General features: G+C 68.7%; 15 protein-coding genes and 1 tRNA gene. 8 read left to right on the forward strand and 8 right to left on the reverse strand.

Translation table 11 applies throughout. The annotated features are described in order from the left end of the window. Positions 1-52 precede the first annotated feature (52 nt). Positions 53-523: a RidA family protein gene (locus ACF1B9_RS20595; RefSeq protein ID WP_391744559.1), complete on the reverse strand. Its 471-nt coding sequence runs from the start codon at positions 521-523 to the stop codon at positions 53-55. Continuing rightward, complete coding sequence (locus ACF1B9_RS20600) at positions 523-681, reverse strand: DUF4177 domain-containing protein (RefSeq protein WP_003967454.1); 159 nt, start codon at positions 679-681, stop codon at positions 523-525. The genes ACF1B9_RS20595 and ACF1B9_RS20600 overlap by 1 nt, the downstream gene beginning before the upstream one ends. 71 nt (positions 682-752) lie before the next feature. Here ACF1B9_RS20600 and ACF1B9_RS20605 point away from each other — a divergent pair, with 71 nt between their 5' ends. Both ACF1B9_RS20605 and ACF1B9_RS20610 read left to right on the forward strand, forming a co-directional pair. Next, a complete protein-coding gene (locus ACF1B9_RS20605) occupies positions 753-1,751 on the forward strand; it encodes an ArsA family ATPase (RefSeq protein ID WP_391744557.1) in 999 nt (332 codons plus the stop codon). 260 nt (positions 1,752-2,011) lie between these two features. After that, complete coding sequence (locus tag ACF1B9_RS20610; protein WP_391744631.1) at positions 2,012-3,478, forward strand: ArsA family ATPase; 1,467 nt, start codon at positions 2,012-2,014, stop codon at positions 3,476-3,478. A 13-nt stretch (positions 3,479-3,491) separates the two neighbouring features. Here the strand turns inward: ACF1B9_RS20610 and ACF1B9_RS20615 are convergent, their stop codons facing one another. Continuing rightward, positions 3,492-3,842: a WhiB family transcriptional regulator gene (locus tag ACF1B9_RS20615; protein ID WP_187438703.1), complete on the reverse strand. Its 351-nt coding sequence runs from the start codon at positions 3,840-3,842 to the stop codon at positions 3,492-3,494. Between the two features lie 386 nt (positions 3,843-4,228). On the opposite strand from ACF1B9_RS20615, the gene ACF1B9_RS20620 reads away from it, so the two are divergent. Continuing rightward, positions 4,229-6,499 carry a transglycosylase domain-containing protein gene (locus ACF1B9_RS20620; protein WP_391744555.1) on the forward strand — a complete coding sequence of 757 codons (2,271 nt, stop codon included), beginning with the start codon at positions 4,229-4,231 and terminating at the stop codon, positions 6,497-6,499. Positions 6,500-6,607: 108 nt separating this feature from the next. On the opposite strand, the gene ACF1B9_RS20625 is transcribed toward ACF1B9_RS20620, so the two are convergent. Next, entirely contained in the window at positions 6,608-7,072 is a 465-nt protein-coding gene (locus ACF1B9_RS20625; protein ID WP_391744553.1) for a GatB/YqeY domain-containing protein, read from the reverse strand. 79 nt (positions 7,073-7,151) lie between these two features. Between ACF1B9_RS20625 and ACF1B9_RS20630 the strand changes: the two genes are divergently transcribed. Beyond that, positions 7,152-8,090 (forward strand): metallophosphoesterase, encoded by a 939-nt coding sequence (locus ACF1B9_RS20630; protein ID WP_391744551.1) that lies wholly within the window; start codon positions 7,152-7,154, stop codon positions 8,088-8,090. A 112-nt stretch (positions 8,091-8,202) separates the two neighbouring features. After that, positions 8,203-8,276, forward strand: a tRNA-Pro gene (locus ACF1B9_RS20635). Positions 8,277-8,659: 383 nt separating this feature from the next. Here ACF1B9_RS20635 and ACF1B9_RS20640 read toward each other — a convergent pair. After that, positions 8,660-9,232 (reverse strand): TetR/AcrR family transcriptional regulator, encoded by a 573-nt coding sequence (locus tag ACF1B9_RS20640; RefSeq protein ID WP_391744549.1) that lies wholly within the window; start codon positions 9,230-9,232, stop codon positions 8,660-8,662. 97 nt (positions 9,233-9,329) lie between these two features. On the opposite strand from ACF1B9_RS20640, the gene ACF1B9_RS20645 reads away from it, so the two are divergent. Next, positions 9,330-10,877, forward strand: a complete 1,548-nt coding sequence (locus ACF1B9_RS20645) for a carboxylesterase/lipase family protein (RefSeq protein ID WP_391744547.1) — start codon at positions 9,330-9,332, stop codon at positions 10,875-10,877. Positions 10,878-11,125: 248 nt separating this feature from the next. Here the strand turns inward: ACF1B9_RS20645 and ACF1B9_RS20650 are convergent, their stop codons facing one another. Then, positions 11,126-11,629 (reverse strand): FBP domain-containing protein, encoded by a 504-nt coding sequence (locus ACF1B9_RS20650; protein ID WP_391744545.1) that lies wholly within the window; start codon positions 11,627-11,629, stop codon positions 11,126-11,128. A 338-nt stretch (positions 11,630-11,967) separates the two neighbouring features. Between ACF1B9_RS20650 and ACF1B9_RS20655 the strand changes: the two genes are divergently transcribed. After that, positions 11,968-12,138 (forward strand): hypothetical protein, encoded by a 171-nt coding sequence (locus tag ACF1B9_RS20655; RefSeq protein WP_391744543.1) that lies wholly within the window; start codon positions 11,968-11,970, stop codon positions 12,136-12,138. Between the two features lie 629 nt (positions 12,139-12,767). After that, positions 12,768-13,574 carry an SGNH/GDSL hydrolase family protein gene (locus ACF1B9_RS20660; protein WP_391744541.1) on the forward strand — a complete coding sequence of 269 codons (807 nt, stop codon included), beginning with the start codon at positions 12,768-12,770 and terminating at the stop codon, positions 13,572-13,574. Between the two features lie 152 nt (positions 13,575-13,726). On the opposite strand, the gene ACF1B9_RS20665 is transcribed toward ACF1B9_RS20660, so the two are convergent. Together ACF1B9_RS20665 and ACF1B9_RS20670 are read right to left on the reverse strand one after the other, a co-directional pair. Continuing rightward, positions 13,727-14,116, reverse strand: coding sequence for a nuclear transport factor 2 family protein (locus ACF1B9_RS20665; protein ID WP_391744539.1), 390 nt, complete (start codon positions 14,114-14,116; stop codon positions 13,727-13,729). A 90-nt stretch (positions 14,117-14,206) separates the two neighbouring features. Further along, positions 14,207-15,043, reverse strand: coding sequence for a class I SAM-dependent methyltransferase (locus tag ACF1B9_RS20670; RefSeq protein WP_391744537.1), 837 nt, complete (start codon positions 15,041-15,043; stop codon positions 14,207-14,209). Positions 15,044-15,056: the final 13 nt, after the last annotated feature.

Here is a 15,056-nt window from a genome sequence, read left to right on the forward strand (position 1 = left end):
CCTCCCGCCGAGGCCCCGCAGCGGAACGTACGGCTCAAGTCCCTCCGCTGCTTCAGGCCCCGACCAGCTCGACCTGGATCTCGACCTCCACCGGTGCGTCCAGCGGCAGCACCGCAACGCCCACCGCGCTGCGCGCGTGCACGCCCTTGTCACCGAGGACCGCGCCCAGCAGCTCGCTGGCACCGTTGATCACGGCCGGCTGGCCGGTGAAGTCGGCGGCCGAGGCCACGAAGCCCACGACCTTCACCACGCGTGCGATCCGGTCCAGGTCGCCCGCGACGGACTTCACGGCGGCCAGCGCGTTGAGCGCGCAGGTCTTCGCCAGCTCCTTGGCCTCGTCGGGTGTGACCTCCGCACCGACCTTGCCGGTGACCGCGAGCTTGCCGTCCACCATCGGCAGCTGGCCGGAGGTGTACACGTACACCCCGGACTGCACGGCCGGCTGGTAGGAGGCCAGCGGCGGTACGACGTCCGGCAGCGTCAGCCCGAGCTCGGCGAGCTTCGCCTCGACGGAGCCCGCCACTACGCCTTCTCCCGCTTCAGGTAGGCCACGAGCTGCTCGGGGTTGTTCGGGCCGGGAACGACCTGGACCAGCTCCCAGCCGTCCTCGCCCCAGGTGTCCAGAATCTGCTTCGTCGCGTGCACGAGAAGGGGCACGGTCGCGTATTCCCACTTGGTCATGGCCCGACTGTAATGCCTGGCACGCACAGCCTCGTGCGTAGCCCGTGGCCCGACTGGTTAGGCTCGAATACGTGAGCAGGTTCCAGGTCGTCAGCGGCAAGGGTGGTACCGGTAAGACCACGGTCGCCGCCGCCCTCGCGCTCGCCCTCGCGACCGAGGGCAGGCGCACCCTCCTCGTGGAGGTCGAGGGCAGGCAGGGCATCGCCCAGCTCTTCGAGACGGAGTCCCTTCCGTACGAGGAGCGCAAGATCGCCGTCGCGCCGGGGGGCGGCGAGGTGTACGCCCTCGCGATCGACGCGGAGCGCGCCCTTCTCGACTACCTCCAGATGTTCTACAAGCTCGGCAGCGCGGGCCGGGCGCTCAAGAAGCTTGGTGCGATCGACTTCGCCACGACCATCGCGCCCGGCGTACGCGACGTACTGCTGACCGGCAAGGCCTGCGAGGCCGTACGCCGCAAGGACAAGCAGAACCGGTACGTCTACGACTACGTGATCATGGACGCCCCGCCCACCGGGCGCATCACGCGCTTCCTCAATGTCAATGACGAGGTGGCGGGGCTGGCCCGGATCGGCCCGATACACAATCAGGCACAGGCCGTGATGCGGGTGCTGAAGTCCCCCGAGACCGCGGTCCATCTGGTGACACTGCTGGAGGAGATGCCCGTCCAGGAGACCGCGGACGGTATCGCGGAGCTCCGGGCCGCCGAACTGCCGGTCGGCCGGGTCATCGTGAACATGGTGCGACCGCATCTGCTGGACGAGGGCGCGCTGCGCGCCGCGGCCGGAGGTCGCCGCAAGGAGATCGCCAAGGCACTGACGCGGGCGGGCGTGACCGGCTCCGCGGGGCTCGTGCGCCCTCTGGTCGAGCAGGCCGCCGAGCACGCCCAGCGGGTCGAGCTGGAGCGCGAGCAGCGTGCGGTGCTCGCTGGTCTGGAGCTGCCGGGGTACGAACTCCCGCTGATCGGCGAGGGAATGGACCCCGCCGGGCTCTACGACCTGGCGACCGAACTGCGCAAGCAGGGCGTGGGGGACGGGGCGGGCGAAGGGCCGGAACAAGGGGTGGGTACGTGACACAGGGCACGAGTACGGGTGCCGGCACCGGCACCAGCACAACCACGGGCACCGGCGCCGGCACCGGCACCGAATCGGCCGCAACCACTGCCACAGGCATAGACACAGCCCCGGACTCGGCCACTGCCGAGGTCTCCACCACGGCCACGTCCACGGGCACGTCCACGGGCACAGGTACGTTTGTGCTCGCGGACTGGGTCACGGACACGGACAGGGTCAAGAACGCCGTCCCGTCCACATTCGCGTCCACGCCCACGTCCATGTCCACCTCGGCGAACAAAGCCGCCGGACCGGACACCGACACAACCGCCAGCACGGACAAGCCCACAGCCGCCACCACGTCCACCGCCCAGGACCTCGCACCCTCGCTCGCCCCCGTGCTGGACATCGACGCCCTGCTGGACGACCCCGGGATCCGGATCGTCGTGTGCTGCGGTTCTGGTGGAGTGGGCAAGACCACGACCGCCGCGGCGCTGGGCGTACGGGCGGCCGAGCGGGGCCGGAAGGCTGTCGTCCTCACCATCGACCCGGCCCGCAGGCTCGCCCAGTCCATGGGCATCGACTCGCTGGACAACATCCCGCGCCAGGTGCCGGGCATCACGGGCGAGGGTGCCGGGGAACTGCACGCCATGATGCTCGACATGAAGCGGACCTTCGACGAGATCGTCGAGGCGCACGCGGACGGCGAGCGGGCCCGCGCGATCCTGGAGAACCCCTTCTACCAGTCCCTGTCGGCCGGTTTCGCGGGCACGCAGGAGTACATGGCGATGGAGAAGCTCGGCCAGTTGCGCGCACGCAACGAGTGGGACCTGATCATCGTCGACACCCCGCCGTCGCGCTCCGCACTGGACTTCCTGGACGCGCCCAAGCGGCTCGGTTCGTTCCTGGACGGAAAGTTCATCAAGCTGCTGATGGCCCCGGCGAAGATGGGCGGCCGGGCCGGGATGAAGTTCCTCAACGTGGGCATGTCGATGATGACCGGCACCCTCGGAAAGCTGCTCGGCGGTCAGTTCCTGCGCGACGTGCAGACCTTCGTGGCGGCGATGGACACCATGTTCGGCGGCTTCCGGACCCGGGCCGACGCCACGTACAAACTGCTGCAGGCGCCCGGTACGGCGTTCCTCGTCGTCGCGACACCGGAGCGGGACGCGCTGCGCGAGGCGGCGTACTTCGTGGAACGGCTGGCCGCGGAGGAGATGCCGCTGGCCGGTCTGGTACTCAACCGTGTCCACGGCAGCGACGCCGCCCGGCTCTCCGCCGAGCACGCCCTGGCAGCCGCAGAAAATCTTGACGGGGTCGGCATTGTGGATCAGACGGCCGGGAAGGCTGGACTTCGTGACCCGGCCGACTGGTCGGTAGCCTCTCCCGAAGCCGTCGCCGCCCCCGTTGCCACCCAGAAGGACGTCGAAGACCGCGAGTTGGACCCCGAATCGCCCCGAGACCCCGAAAGGGATCCGGAAACGGATCCGGAAGCGGCTTCCGAGACTGCTCCCGGTCCCGAGACCGCTTCCGTCGAGCAGCTGACCGCAGGCCTGTTGCGGCTGCACGCGGAACGTATGCAGGTAGTCGCGCGCGAGCGGCACACTCACGACCGCTTCACCGCGCTGCATCCCGAGGTCGCCGTGACCGAAGTGGCCGCGCTGCCCGGTGATGTACATGACCTCGCAGGACTCCGCGCCATCGGGGACCGGCTCGCGACCGGTTCCGCCCCGGCCGGAGCTGCGTAACCGCCCGTTCGTCCTAGCCCACCGCGGCGTACCTCTCGTGGAGTTCGTCGTCATCCAGTCCGATCGCCACGGGCAGGATGCCCGCGGACTGCTCGTACTCGCTGCGCGCGGTCTCCAGCAGCCGGCGCCAGGACGTGACGGTGGGCCGCCTGCGCAGCAGTGCGCGACGCTCCCGCTCCGTCATTCCGCCCCACACGCCGAACTCGACGCGATTGTCCAGCGCGTCGGCCAGGCACTCGGTCCGCACCGGACATCCGGTGCACACCGCCTTGGCCCTGTTCTGCGCTGCCCCTTGTACGAACAGTTCATCCGGATCAGTAGTGCGGCAGGCTGCCTGCGCACTCCAGTCGGTTACCCAGCCCATCACGGCGCCGTCCTCTCCCGAATCGAGGCTCCCCCACGGCGGTAGCGGCATATTCACCGCTGCCAGTTGAGGACGTTACGGAAGGCGGCGACAGCACAACACCCCCTTCGGGCCCAATCTTGGATGGCCCGAACGGACTATGCGTATGCGGCAGATCACCCAGGGGAGTGAGGCGAGGACATACGTGACTACCCCCCTGAATTTGGGACAGATTCCCTGGATCACAAAGGACGTTCGATGACACAGGGGGCGAATTCGGGAGCGCCTGAACGTGTGGCCGGATCGCGCACGGGGGTTGATGCGCAACGGGACTGCTGTGACAGTTGAGAGCAGCTTAGGCCAAGGCATATACGTGTGTCCGGCGAATGAGAACGTAGGCTGCCCCCATGCCAAAGAAGCGCTCGGGCGGGGGTCTCACGACGACCCAGCAGGCCGCCAAGTTCCTCGGTGTCGCCGCACTTTCCGGAGTTGTGCTCGCGGGCATCGCACTGCCGGCCGCCGGAGCCCTGGGGCTTGCCACCAAGGGAACGGTCCAGGGATTCGACGAGATCCCGGCCAATCTCCAGACCCCGCCGCTGAGCCAGCGCACCACGATCCTGGACAGCAAGGGCGGAATGATCGCCACGGTGTACTCGCGCGACCGCACGGTGGTCAAGCTGAAGGACATCTCGCCGTACATGCAGAAGGCGATCGTGGCGATCGAGGACGCCCGCTTCTACGAGCACGGGGCGATCGACCTCAAGGGCATCCTGCGCGCGCTGAACCGCAATGTGCAGACGGGCGGGGCCGCGGAGGGCGCCTCGACCCTCACGCAGCAGTACGTGAAGAACGTCTTCATCGAGGAGGCCGGTGACGACCCGGACAAGGTCGCGCAGGCCACTCAGCAGACCATGGGCCGCAAGATCCAGGAGCTGAAGTACGCGATCCAGGTCGAGGAGAAGCTCGGCAAGAAGCGGATCCTGGCGAACTACCTGAACATCACCTTCTTCGGGCAGCAGGCGTACGGCGTCGAAGCCGCCTCCCAGCGCTACTTCTCCAAGTCGGCGAAGGACCTGACGCTGGAGGAGGCCGCGCTGCTGGCCGGCATCGTGCAGTCGCCGAGCCGTTACGACCCGGTCAATGACACGGCGGAGGCGACCAAACGACGCAACACCGTGCTCCAGCGCATGGCCGACGTCGGTGACATCACGCAGGCCGAGGCCGACAGGGCGAAGGCCACCCCGATCAAGCTGCAGGTCAAGAAGCCGAAGAACGGCTGCATCACGGCCGTCAGCGGCGCGGGCTTCTTCTGCGACTACGTACGCAACGTCTTCCTCACGGACCCGGCCTTCGGCAAGACCAAGGAGGACCGGGCCAAGATCTGGAACCGGGGCGGTCTGACGGTCCGGACGACGCTCGACCCTCAGTCCCAGCAGTCGGTGCAGGCCTCGATCAAGAGCCATGTCTACAAGTCGGACAAGGTCGCGACGGCCGTGACGCTGGTCCAGCCGGGCACCGGCAAGATCATGGGAATGGGCCAGTCGAAGCCATACGGGTTCGGGCCCGACGAGACGCAGTACAACTACTCGGTCAACAAGAGCATGGGCGGCTCGAACTACGGCTTCCCGACCGGTTCGACGTTCAAGCCCTTCCTCGCCGCCGCGGCCATAGAGGGCGGCAAGCCGGCCACCCAGGTCTACCCGTCCCCGTACGAGATGGACTACCCGGACACGGTGCAGTCCTGCGAAAAGCCGTGGGTCAACGACGGCGTGCCGAAGTATCACCTGGAGAACGAGAACGAGTCCGAGAGGGGGCCGTACGCGCTGAGGGAGGCGATGGAGAAGTCCGTCAACACCTACTTCGTGCAGATGCTCCAGGACATCGGCATGTGCCCGGTCTCACAGATGACCGACAAGCTGGGCGTGGTGCAGGGCGACGGCACCAAGCTGCCGCAGAACCCGTCCACGCTGACGCTCGGGTCCAACGGCCTGTCGCCGCTGACGATGGCCAGCGCGTACGCCGCCTTCGCGAACCGCGGCACGTACTGCACGCCGATCGCCATCGAATCGGTCAACAAGGCGGACGGCACCTCGCTGCCCGTGCCGAAGACCACCTGCTCACAGGCGATGTCGCAGACGACGGCGGACACCATCAACACCCTGCTGCGCGGCGTGGTCGACTCCGGTACGGGTCAGGAGGCCGGCCTCCAGAGCCGCGACAACGCGGGCAAGACCGGTACGACCGACGCCCGTAAGAACGCCTGGTTCGTCGGCTACACGCCGAACATGTCCGGCGCGGTCTGGGTCGGCAGCCCGTCCCAGAGCGTCGAGATGGAGCACGTCACCATCGGTGGTGTGTACCAGGACAAGGTGTACGGCGGGCAGGTCCCCGGACCCATCTGGCGGGACGCGATGACGGGCGCCCTCAATGGAGTGTCCGCACCCGCGTTCAACACCGTCAACATCCCGGACCCGCCGAAGGGCGACCACCACGGGGGCAAGAAGAGGGACAGGGACGAGGACCGGTGGGGCGCCGGTGGCAGCAAGCCCGGCAAGAAGCCCGGCAACAAGAACCCGTTCCCCGGCATCAGCGTCCCTCCGAACCTGACCGGCGGGAACCAGGGCGGGAACCAGGGCGGCCACCGCGGTCAGACCAACGCCGGCACGCAGGGCCCCTGACCCGTACGGCACACGCGCATGAAGGTGGGGCGCCCCGGATCGATCCCGATCCGGGGCGCCCCACCTTTTCGCGTACAGCCCTGTCCGTGGTCCGTACGGCGCGCAGCCTCAGCCCGCCAGGAGCTTCTTCACCGCGGCGGCCACCCGGCCGCCGTCCGCGAGCCCCGCGACCTTCGGGTTCACGATCTTCATCACGGCACCCATGGCCCGCGGCCCCTCGGCCCCGGCGGCCCTCGCCTCTTCGACAGCGGACGCCACGATCGCGCCCAGCTCGTCGTCGCTCAGTTGCTTCGGCAGGTACGCGTCGAGCAGCTCGCCCTCGGTCCTCTCGCGCTCGGCCTGCTCGGCCCGGCCGCCCTTGGCGAAGGCCTCGGCCGCCTCACGGCGCTTCTTGGCCTCCTTGGCGATCACCTTCTGCACCTCGTCGTCGGAGAGCTCACGCGCCGTCTTGCCGCTGACCTCCTCCTTCGCAATGGCGGTGAGGGTCAGCCGGAGCGTGGACGAGGTCAGCTCGTCACGCGCCTTCATGGCCGTGGTGAGGTCTTCCTTGAGCTTGGACTTGAGCGTGGTCATGTGCTGATTGTGGCAGGTGCGGGGCGGCAGGCGCCCGCCGGTTTTCTTCGCGCCGCACAGCGTCTGCGACGATGGGCGCATGCGCGCACGCTACGGAGTACCCCTGAAAGTCACGGCAGTCGGCGCAGCGGTCGGCATGGCCGGCCTCGCCTACGCCGCCGGGTTCGAGGCCCGCTCGTTCCGCCTGCGGCGGGTCACCATTCCCGTACTCCCCGACGGGGCACGCCCGTTGCGCGTGCTCCAGGTCTCCGACATCCATATGGTGAGCGGTCAGCGCAAGAAGCGCGCCTGGCTGCAGTCGCTGGCCGGACTGCGCCCGGACTTCGTCGTGAACACCGGCGACAACCTCTCGGACCCCGAGGCCGTGCCCGAGCTGCTCGACGCGCTCGGTCCCCTGATGGAGTTCCCGGGCGTATACGTCTTCGGCTCCAACGACTACTACGGCCCCAAGCTCCGCAACCCGGCCCGCTACCTCTTCGAGAAGGCCCAGGGCCGGCACGGCCTCAACGGGAACACCCCGGCGGTCGGCGTCGTCCACAACCCGTGGGAACCGATGCGCGACGCCTTCGACAAGGCGGGCTGGCTCGGGCTGTCCAACACCCGGGGCCGCCTCAAGATCGATGGCCTGGAGATCGCCTTCACTGGCCTGGACGACCCGCACATCAAGCGCGACCGCTACGCGGAGGTGTCCGGCGGCCCCGAGACGGGTGCCGACCTCTCCGTAGGCGTCGTCCACGCCCCCTATCTGCGCTCCCTCGACGCCTTCACGAGGGACGGTTACCCGCTGATCCTGGCCGGTCACACCCACGGCGGCCAGCTCTGCATCCCCTTCTACGGGGCCCTGGTCACCAACTGCGACCTGGACACGGACCGGGTCAAGGGCCTGTCCACCCACTCCGTCGAGGGCCGCCGCGCCTACCTCCACGTCTCCGCGGGCTGCGGCACCAACCGCTACACCCCGGTCCGCTTCGCCTGCCCCCCGGAGGCGACCCTGCTGACTCTGACACCCCGTGGCTGATCAGCCACGGCCTCCTCGCCCCTCCCCCGCCCTCAGCGGCACGTAAACCGGATTTCGTCTGCGGGCGCGGGTGGGCTAAAGTAATCGATGTCGCCGGGACACCGGCGGCGATCGGGGTGTAGCGCAGCTTGGCAGCGCGCTTCGTTCGGGACGAAGAGGTCGTGGGTTCAAATCCCGCCACCCCGACAGCTGAAACACCAGGTCAGGGGCCTGATTCACTCAGTGGATCAGGCCCCTGAGTGGTTCCTGGAGATCATTTGGGAGAAATCCGGGAGAAGATCCTGGTCGGGGTCTCCCAGCTCGCCGCCTCGTTCCGGCCGCTCTTGACTCGACCGACCGGAGACGTCCACCGACGCGGTGGTCACCCAAATCACGAGCCCGGCGGCGAACCCGTCGACAGGTTCACCGCGCCCCTCTCGCAGGCCCTTCGAAAAGAATCGTGCCGGGTACCTCGGTCGGGGTCGTTCCGAGGCGTCCGCGGTACGGGGGCAGGACCTCGATGTGGACGATGGCGGGGTGGTAGCTGTTGCGCGTCGGCGCCACAAGGCTCCACGCGCTCCGCTGCGGCGTCAGCGTGCGAGGTCGGCCAGGCCGCGGAGTCCTTCGAGAACCTCGTCAGCGGTGGGGGCGGCCGCCGGGTCGCTGAGGTGCTGGATCAACATGCCTGACATCAGGGCGACTTGGACGCTGCCGATGGTTCTCACGGATTCCTCGGGGACCTGGTCCTCGGGTACGCCCCGGAGTATCGCCGCCATGCCCCGGCGCCCCTGGGCGGTGCCATCGGCCAGGGCTGCGCGCAGTTCCGGCTGCCGCTGAGCCTGCATGAACAGCTCCACCGAGGCGAGCCACAGATCGGGGTGGGCCCCGAAGTCCGCGATCAGCCCCTCCCACATCTGCTCGAAGTGACGCTTCGTGGAACCCTCGGCATCGGGGACCAGCGCCCGGCCCATCGCGTCCCCCCATTCGTCGAGTATCTCGAACAGGGCCTGATTGAGCAGCGCTTCTCTGGAGCCGTAGTGGTACCCGATGGCGGCCATGCTGACGCCGGCCGCAGTGGCGATGTCGCGGACACTGCTGCGGTCGTACCCCTTCTCCCGCAGACACGCCTTGGCACCGACAAGCAGGGCTTCGCGGTTTCCCATGCTCCGGACCGTAACACCGGGCCCGCGCGAACGCCTCAGGCGATCGATCTATACATACGTATTGCGCGATCGCTCAAAGTCTTCTACGGTCCTTGCCATGACACGCGCGAAGAACGTCTCCAAGTGGTCTGTCGCCGCTCTGTCGTTGGGGCTCGGAGTGGGGCTGGGACTCGTCCCCGCCGCTCCTGCTTCCGCGCAGCCGGGACCGACCGGCAGTACGGTCGTCAGCACGACCCGCGGCAAGGTGCGCGGCAGCGTCGACGGGCAGGTGCGCAGCTTCCAGGGCATCCCGTACGCTGCCCCGCCCGTCGGCGAACGGCGCTGGCGAGCGCCCGAGCCCGCCGCGACCTGGACCGGAGTCCGCGAGGCGACCGCCCCGGGCGCCGCCTGCGCGCAGCCGCAAGGGCTCCCGATCGGGGTTCCCAGTACGAGCGAGGACTGCCTCTATCTGAACGTCACCACCCCGACCGAGACGGACGGCCAACGCCCGGTGATCGTGTGGATCCACGGCGGAAGCCTGATGTACGGCACCGGCGACCTGTACGGACCCGAGCGGCTGACCACCAGCGGTGCGGTCGTCGTCTCGATGAACTACCGGCTCGGTGTCATGGGCTTCCTCAGCGATCCCTCCCTGCCCGGCGCGGACGGCCTCGGAATTCAGGACCAGCAGGCCGCCTTGCGCTGGGTACGCGCGAACGCGGCTGCCTTCGGCGGTGACCCGGAGAACGTCACGATCATGGGCCAGTCCGGCGGCGGCTACAGCGTCTGCGACCACCTCGCCTCCCCCCTGTCGGCAGGGCTCTTCGACCGGGCCGTCGTGCAGAGTGCGCCCTGCGCCACCGGCGGCACCCGGACCGAGGCCGAGGCGGAGGCCGACGCCGAGCGGGTCGTCACCGCGGTGGGCTGCGAGCAGAACACAGCGGCCTGTCTGCGGAAGACGCCGGTGGCCGAGCTGCTGAAGGCGTACGGAGCGTTCAACGAACCCCGTCCGGTGGCCGGGACGAGGCTGCTTCCTCTGTCGCCCGCCGCGGCCCTGCGTACCGGAAGGTTCCACCGGGTACCCGTGCTCGTCGGGGTCAACCACGACGAGGAACGCGGCCGTGTCCTCGGCCAGGAACTGGCCCCGGGCGCCTCGCCCATGAAGCCCGAGGAGTACGAGCCCGCCGTCCGGGAGCAGTTCGGCGACCGGGCCGACGCCGTGCTGAAGCGCTATCCCCTGAGCAGGTTCGCCTCGGCGGGCGAAGCCCTGGCCACGGTCCGCACCGACGCGACGTGGTCGGTCCCGACACTCGACACCGCACGCCTGCTGTCGAGGTGGACCCCGACGCGGATGTACGAGTTCAGCGAACGCGACACCCCCTGGTTCAAGGGATATCCGGCCCCCAGCTTCGACCCGCGCTCCCAGCACATGGCCGAACTGCCCTACCTGTTCGACCTGGCCCTCTTCGAGAACGTCAAGGATGAGCAGACGGGGTTCCGCGACCGGATGCTCCACACATGGGTGGGCTTCGCCGCTTCGGGCAGGACGAGCTGGCCGGCCTTCCTCGGAGGGCGTGGATACGTGCAGACACTGTCCTCCGAAGCGTGGCAGCGCGCGGACTTCGCGGCCGACCACGGCTACACCTTCTGGAAGAGCCTTCGATGATCCGGTTCCGGCAAACCGGTACACCGGGCCAGGTACTGTTCCGCTCCGATCGGACCTTCAAGGTCTGGGCGTACTCCCTCAGCCACAGCCAACTCCTGCTGCACAGCGCGCCCGTCGGGGGCCGCCCGAGGGTCGACGTCCTCTTCGAACCCGTCGAGGCGAACGTGGTGACCGATCCCGTCACAGCTCCGGTGACTCAGTCGGTCACGCGGGTTCCCCGCGAGGTGACGGGACATGCCCCTCAGCACTCACGCCACGGCGACCTTGGCCACGAAGGCATCCAGGTTGCCCCACATGCGCGCGCGACGCTCGTCCAGGCTCAGGGACTCCTCGTACCGCCCGGAACGCAGCTTCGGCTGCCGTTTGCCCCGCAGGTACAGGGGGCAGGCGAGGTCCGCGCACATATAGATACCGACCGTGTTCCCCTCGCGGCCCCGGGCGCCCGCCAACGGAGCGGCGAGCAGAGCGACCCCGGAGGAAGCGTGGCCCGTCAGGCAGATCTGGCACATGCTGGACTTCACCGCGCTGGTGCGGCCCACCGAGGGCACACGCAACGAGATCCCCAACGGACCCTGCTCCCGGGGCAGCACGAGATGCGCCCGCAGCGGCGCTCCCGGGTCCACCCAGCCCAGGAAGTCCAGCTCCTCCCAAGGCAGTTCGGCGAAGTCGAGCGGCAGCCGCAGCCGCGCCGCGTCGCCCTTGGTGCAGTTCACGAAGGACGAACGGATCTGTGTCTCACTGAGCGGTTCCACGAGCGCCGACTCTAAGTCCACCCCGACCTGGCCGCACCTCAATATCTGCCTGATCCGCAACCCGCCGATCCATCTGATCCCTTGGCACCTCCCCCACTCCCGATCCTCCCCATCGCCGATCCTCCCCAGGGAAAGGGCCTGCCCACAGAGGTCCGCTCCCACGGGGCCGGCCCGGTCCGGCCCGTCGCGGCACCACGTCGTACGCACATCGGCCCCTTCTCCCGCACCCGTGTCGATGCGAGCACACCCCGCAACAGCTACCCGATATGCACGGTTCGTACTCATATGCGAATCTAGTAGTGGCCCATCGTCCGAGATCCGCTACAGGAGGCACGATCGTGGGCAAGAAGCAGAGTCGGCAGAACCGGGGTGCCCGCACCGGCGGCCACGAACGCAGCGCTGTTCCTGAGACCAAGGAGCAGACGCCGCGGACGGCTCCCCAGGACGCGGTGCACTCGATCTCAGAACAGGTCTCCCACCGGAAGCAGCGGAGGTTCGGCCACAACTGATCCCCGTAGATCCACGAGAACGCCCCCTGTGGCGGCAACCCCGTAAACCTGGGGTCGACCGCTCCGCAGGGGGCGTTTTCGTGGGGCCTACGGTTCGGTCGCAGCGCGTGGCGTCCGGATCCATGAGGGCACGGAGACGAGGGGCTTCCTGACGACCCCGGCGACCCCGCCCGCCACTCACCGACCCCGCCACCCACCCCGCCGACCCCGCTGTCCCGCACGCCGGACAGCGGGGTCGGTGTCACCCCCTCCGTACGGAGAACCCATCACCGCTGTCGGACGCTCCGGTTCGAGGCGAGAGGGCCCAGCGCGACCCGCCGCATGAACACGTCGAGCATGCGCCGAGCAGCTTGGGGGGACGCGAACGGCTGAGGCGTCATCGACCCGCCCGGCCCTGAGGCCTCCGCGCCTGCAGGCCCGACTCCGCCGTCCGGACGCGCGCTCGCCGCGCGAAGATCCGGGCGCGTCGAGAGGTTTATCTACGCGCGGAGCTACCGCTACCGAACGATCATTCGGGCAAATCAGACCAGTTCTTGCTCAGCCATTACCGGCGAGTACCAAGAGCTGCTAGAAACGTGGCGCTCAATCAACCCCCCACCCACCCCCCACACTTCGGAGGGCTGACAGCCATGTCAGTACGGAGATTCTGGGCGTCCGCATCCACTCTGGTCCTCGCCGCCGTGGCCGCCCTGGGCATCGCCCAGCCGGCCTCGGCATCCTCCTCGGCCGCCGCCGGTGGGTACGTCGCTCTCGGCGACTCGTACTCCTCCGGTGTCGGCGCGGGGAGCTATCTCTCCGACAGTGGTGACTGCCGCCGCAGTACCAACGCCTACCCCTACCTCTGGGCAGCGGCGAACTCACCTTCCTCTTTCGCCTTCGTCGCCTGTTCGGGCGCCACGACGAGTTCCGTGGCCGGCAGCCAGCTGGGCCCGCTGAACTCCTCCACCGGTCTGGTCAGCGTCACCGCGGGCGGCAATGACGTCGGCTTCGCCGATGTCATGCAGGACTGCGTGCTGTCCAGCGAGGCCACTTGCCTGAGCAGCGTGAGCACTGCCGTTTCGCAGATCCAGAACTCCCTGCCGTCCGGCCTGAGTTCGCTCTACGGCTCCATCCGCTCGCGGGCCCCGCAGGCGCATGTCGTGGTGCTCGGCTACCCGCGCTTCTACCAGCTGAGCGGCAGTTGCATCGCCGGACTCTCGGAGAAGGAACGGTCGGCCATCAACAACGCGTCCGACGTCCTGAACGGCGTCATCGCCAAACAGGCGGCCAATGCCGGATTCACGTTCTCCAGCGTGGTCGACGAATTCACCGGACATGAGCTGTGCTCCGGCGACGCCTGGCTCCACAGCGTGTCGGTCCCGATCTACAACTCGTACCACCCCAAGGCCGCCGGGCAGTCGGGCGGCTACCTTCCGGCCTTCCGCTCGGCCGCGTAGGACGCGGGCGAGGGAGGTACAGGAATGCGGCGGGTCGCCAGGGCACTTCCGGCGGCCCGCCGCGCTCCTGTTGCGTTCGGGCGCGGCCACGCTGTTCGAAGCCCCGGCACGTCGCCACACCCCACGGCGTCCTCCGTCTCCCGTCGGGCGGTTCAGTACCGTTCGACGAGGTGCTCCCGGCCCGCCGGGGGCTCGTACGGCTCGGGCCAGAAGTCGGTGATCCCGCTTATCCGGCCGTGCTCGTCGAACGTGAAGAAGTGGATGGCGTGCAACTCCTGCAGACCGACCGTGAAGAGCGTCCGGACAGCGGCCTGCTGCCCCTCCCGGTCGGCCACGACCCGTTCGACACGGACGCGCCAGTCCCCCGAGTACTCCCGGTTGAACCGCACGTACCGCTCCTTCCCACGGATGCGTTCGCGGGTCTGCGGCAGGTCGTACAGCACCTCGTCGGCGAGCGTCGTGGCGAAGGTGTCCCAGTCGCGGGCGTCGGCCGCCGTCCAGTACGTCTCCACCGCGGTGCGCAGATCAGCAGTCGTGGTCATGGTTCGAGTCTGAACCCCACCACTGACAATCGGCCTTGAGTCCTGGGCCGGCCCTGGGCGTCGGCCTTGAGCCCTGGTATCGGCCTTCGGTCAGGAGTCGGCCGGCCGCGACGCCTTGATCGAGTACATCAGCGGGATGCGCGGACGATCGGCGGAAAAACGGTAGGAGCCGTCGTCCTGCCGCTCCAGCGACGGGAAGCGGGCGAACAACGAGATGTCGTGCTCGTGCAGGAACTCGATCCGCAGCCCGGCAGCCGCCAGTGCCGACACCACGTCACCGATCGGGTGCTGCCATTCGACGCTGCGGTTGTGGACGGTCGGTGCGTCGAGGTCCGCGTACGTGCCCGGCGACTCGTCCACCCACGCGTCACGGCTGAAGTAGTCGTGCACGACCTTCGTGCCGGTCGAGTCGTCGAGGCAGTCCGTGATCGGATGGAATTCCGCGAGGTAGAGGAAGCCGCCGGGCGCCACCAGCGATGCGGCGGTCTCGGCCCAGCGGCGGGTGTCGGGCAGCCAGTTCAGCGCGCCGACACCGGTGTAGACGATGTCGTACGACGAGTCCGGCACGGCCTGCGCGGCGTCATGGACGTCGGCCGCGACAAAGGCCGCCCGGTCCTGGGTGAACCCGAGCTCGCGGGCCAGGCCGCGCGCGGTCTCGACGGCCGGTTCGGAGAAGTCCAGACCGACGACGTGCGCGGCGCCGTGCCGGGCCCAGGAGAGGGTGTCGACCCCGATGTGGCACTGCAGGTGCAGCAGCGACTTGCCGGTGACGTCCCCGACCTCGGCGAGTTCGAAGTCGCGCAGGGCGTCCTTGCCTGCCCGGAAGGATTCGAGGTCGTAGAAGTCGCTGACGGCGTGGACGGGGACCCGTTCGTCCCAGTGGGCGCGGTTGGCCTCGTGCCAGTCGGTGGGGGTCGGAGCATGCATGTCCGGGAGGTTA

This window comes from Streptomyces sp. NPDC014727 (assembly GCF_043083485.1).
Taxonomy (GTDB): domain Bacteria; phylum Actinomycetota; class Actinomycetes; order Streptomycetales; family Streptomycetaceae; genus Streptomyces.

Coding starts and splice junctions, on each gene's coding strand:
- ACF1B9_RS20600 (WP_003967454.1), bottom strand. CDS start 681: ATGACCAAGTGGGAATACGCGACCGTGCCCCTTCTCGTGCACGCGACG.
- ACF1B9_RS20610 (WP_391744631.1), top strand. CDS start 2,012: ATGTCCACCTCGGCGAACAAAGCCGCCGGACCGGACACCGACACAACC.
- ACF1B9_RS20615 (WP_187438703.1), bottom strand. CDS start 3,842: ATGGGCTGGGTAACCGACTGGAGTGCGCAGGCAGCCTGCCGCACTACT.
- ACF1B9_RS20620 (WP_391744555.1), top strand. CDS start 4,229: ATGCCAAAGAAGCGCTCGGGCGGGGGTCTCACGACGACCCAGCAGGCC.
- ACF1B9_RS20625 (WP_391744553.1), bottom strand. CDS start 7,072: ATGACCACGCTCAAGTCCAAGCTCAAGGAAGACCTCACCACGGCCATG.
- ACF1B9_RS20630 (WP_391744551.1), top strand. CDS start 7,152: ATGCGCGCACGCTACGGAGTACCCCTGAAAGTCACGGCAGTCGGCGCA.
- ACF1B9_RS20640 (WP_391744549.1), bottom strand. CDS start 9,232: ATGGGAAACCGCGAAGCCCTGCTTGTCGGTGCCAAGGCGTGTCTGCGG.
- ACF1B9_RS20645 (WP_391744547.1), top strand. CDS start 9,330: ATGACACGCGCGAAGAACGTCTCCAAGTGGTCTGTCGCCGCTCTGTCG.
- ACF1B9_RS20660 (WP_391744541.1), top strand. CDS start 12,768: ATGTCAGTACGGAGATTCTGGGCGTCCGCATCCACTCTGGTCCTCGCC.
- ACF1B9_RS20665 (WP_391744539.1), bottom strand. CDS start 14,116: ATGACCACGACTGCTGATCTGCGCACCGCGGTGGAGACGTACTGGACG.
- ACF1B9_RS20670 (WP_391744537.1), bottom strand. CDS start 15,043: ATGCATGCTCCGACCCCCACCGACTGGCACGAGGCCAACCGCGCCCAC.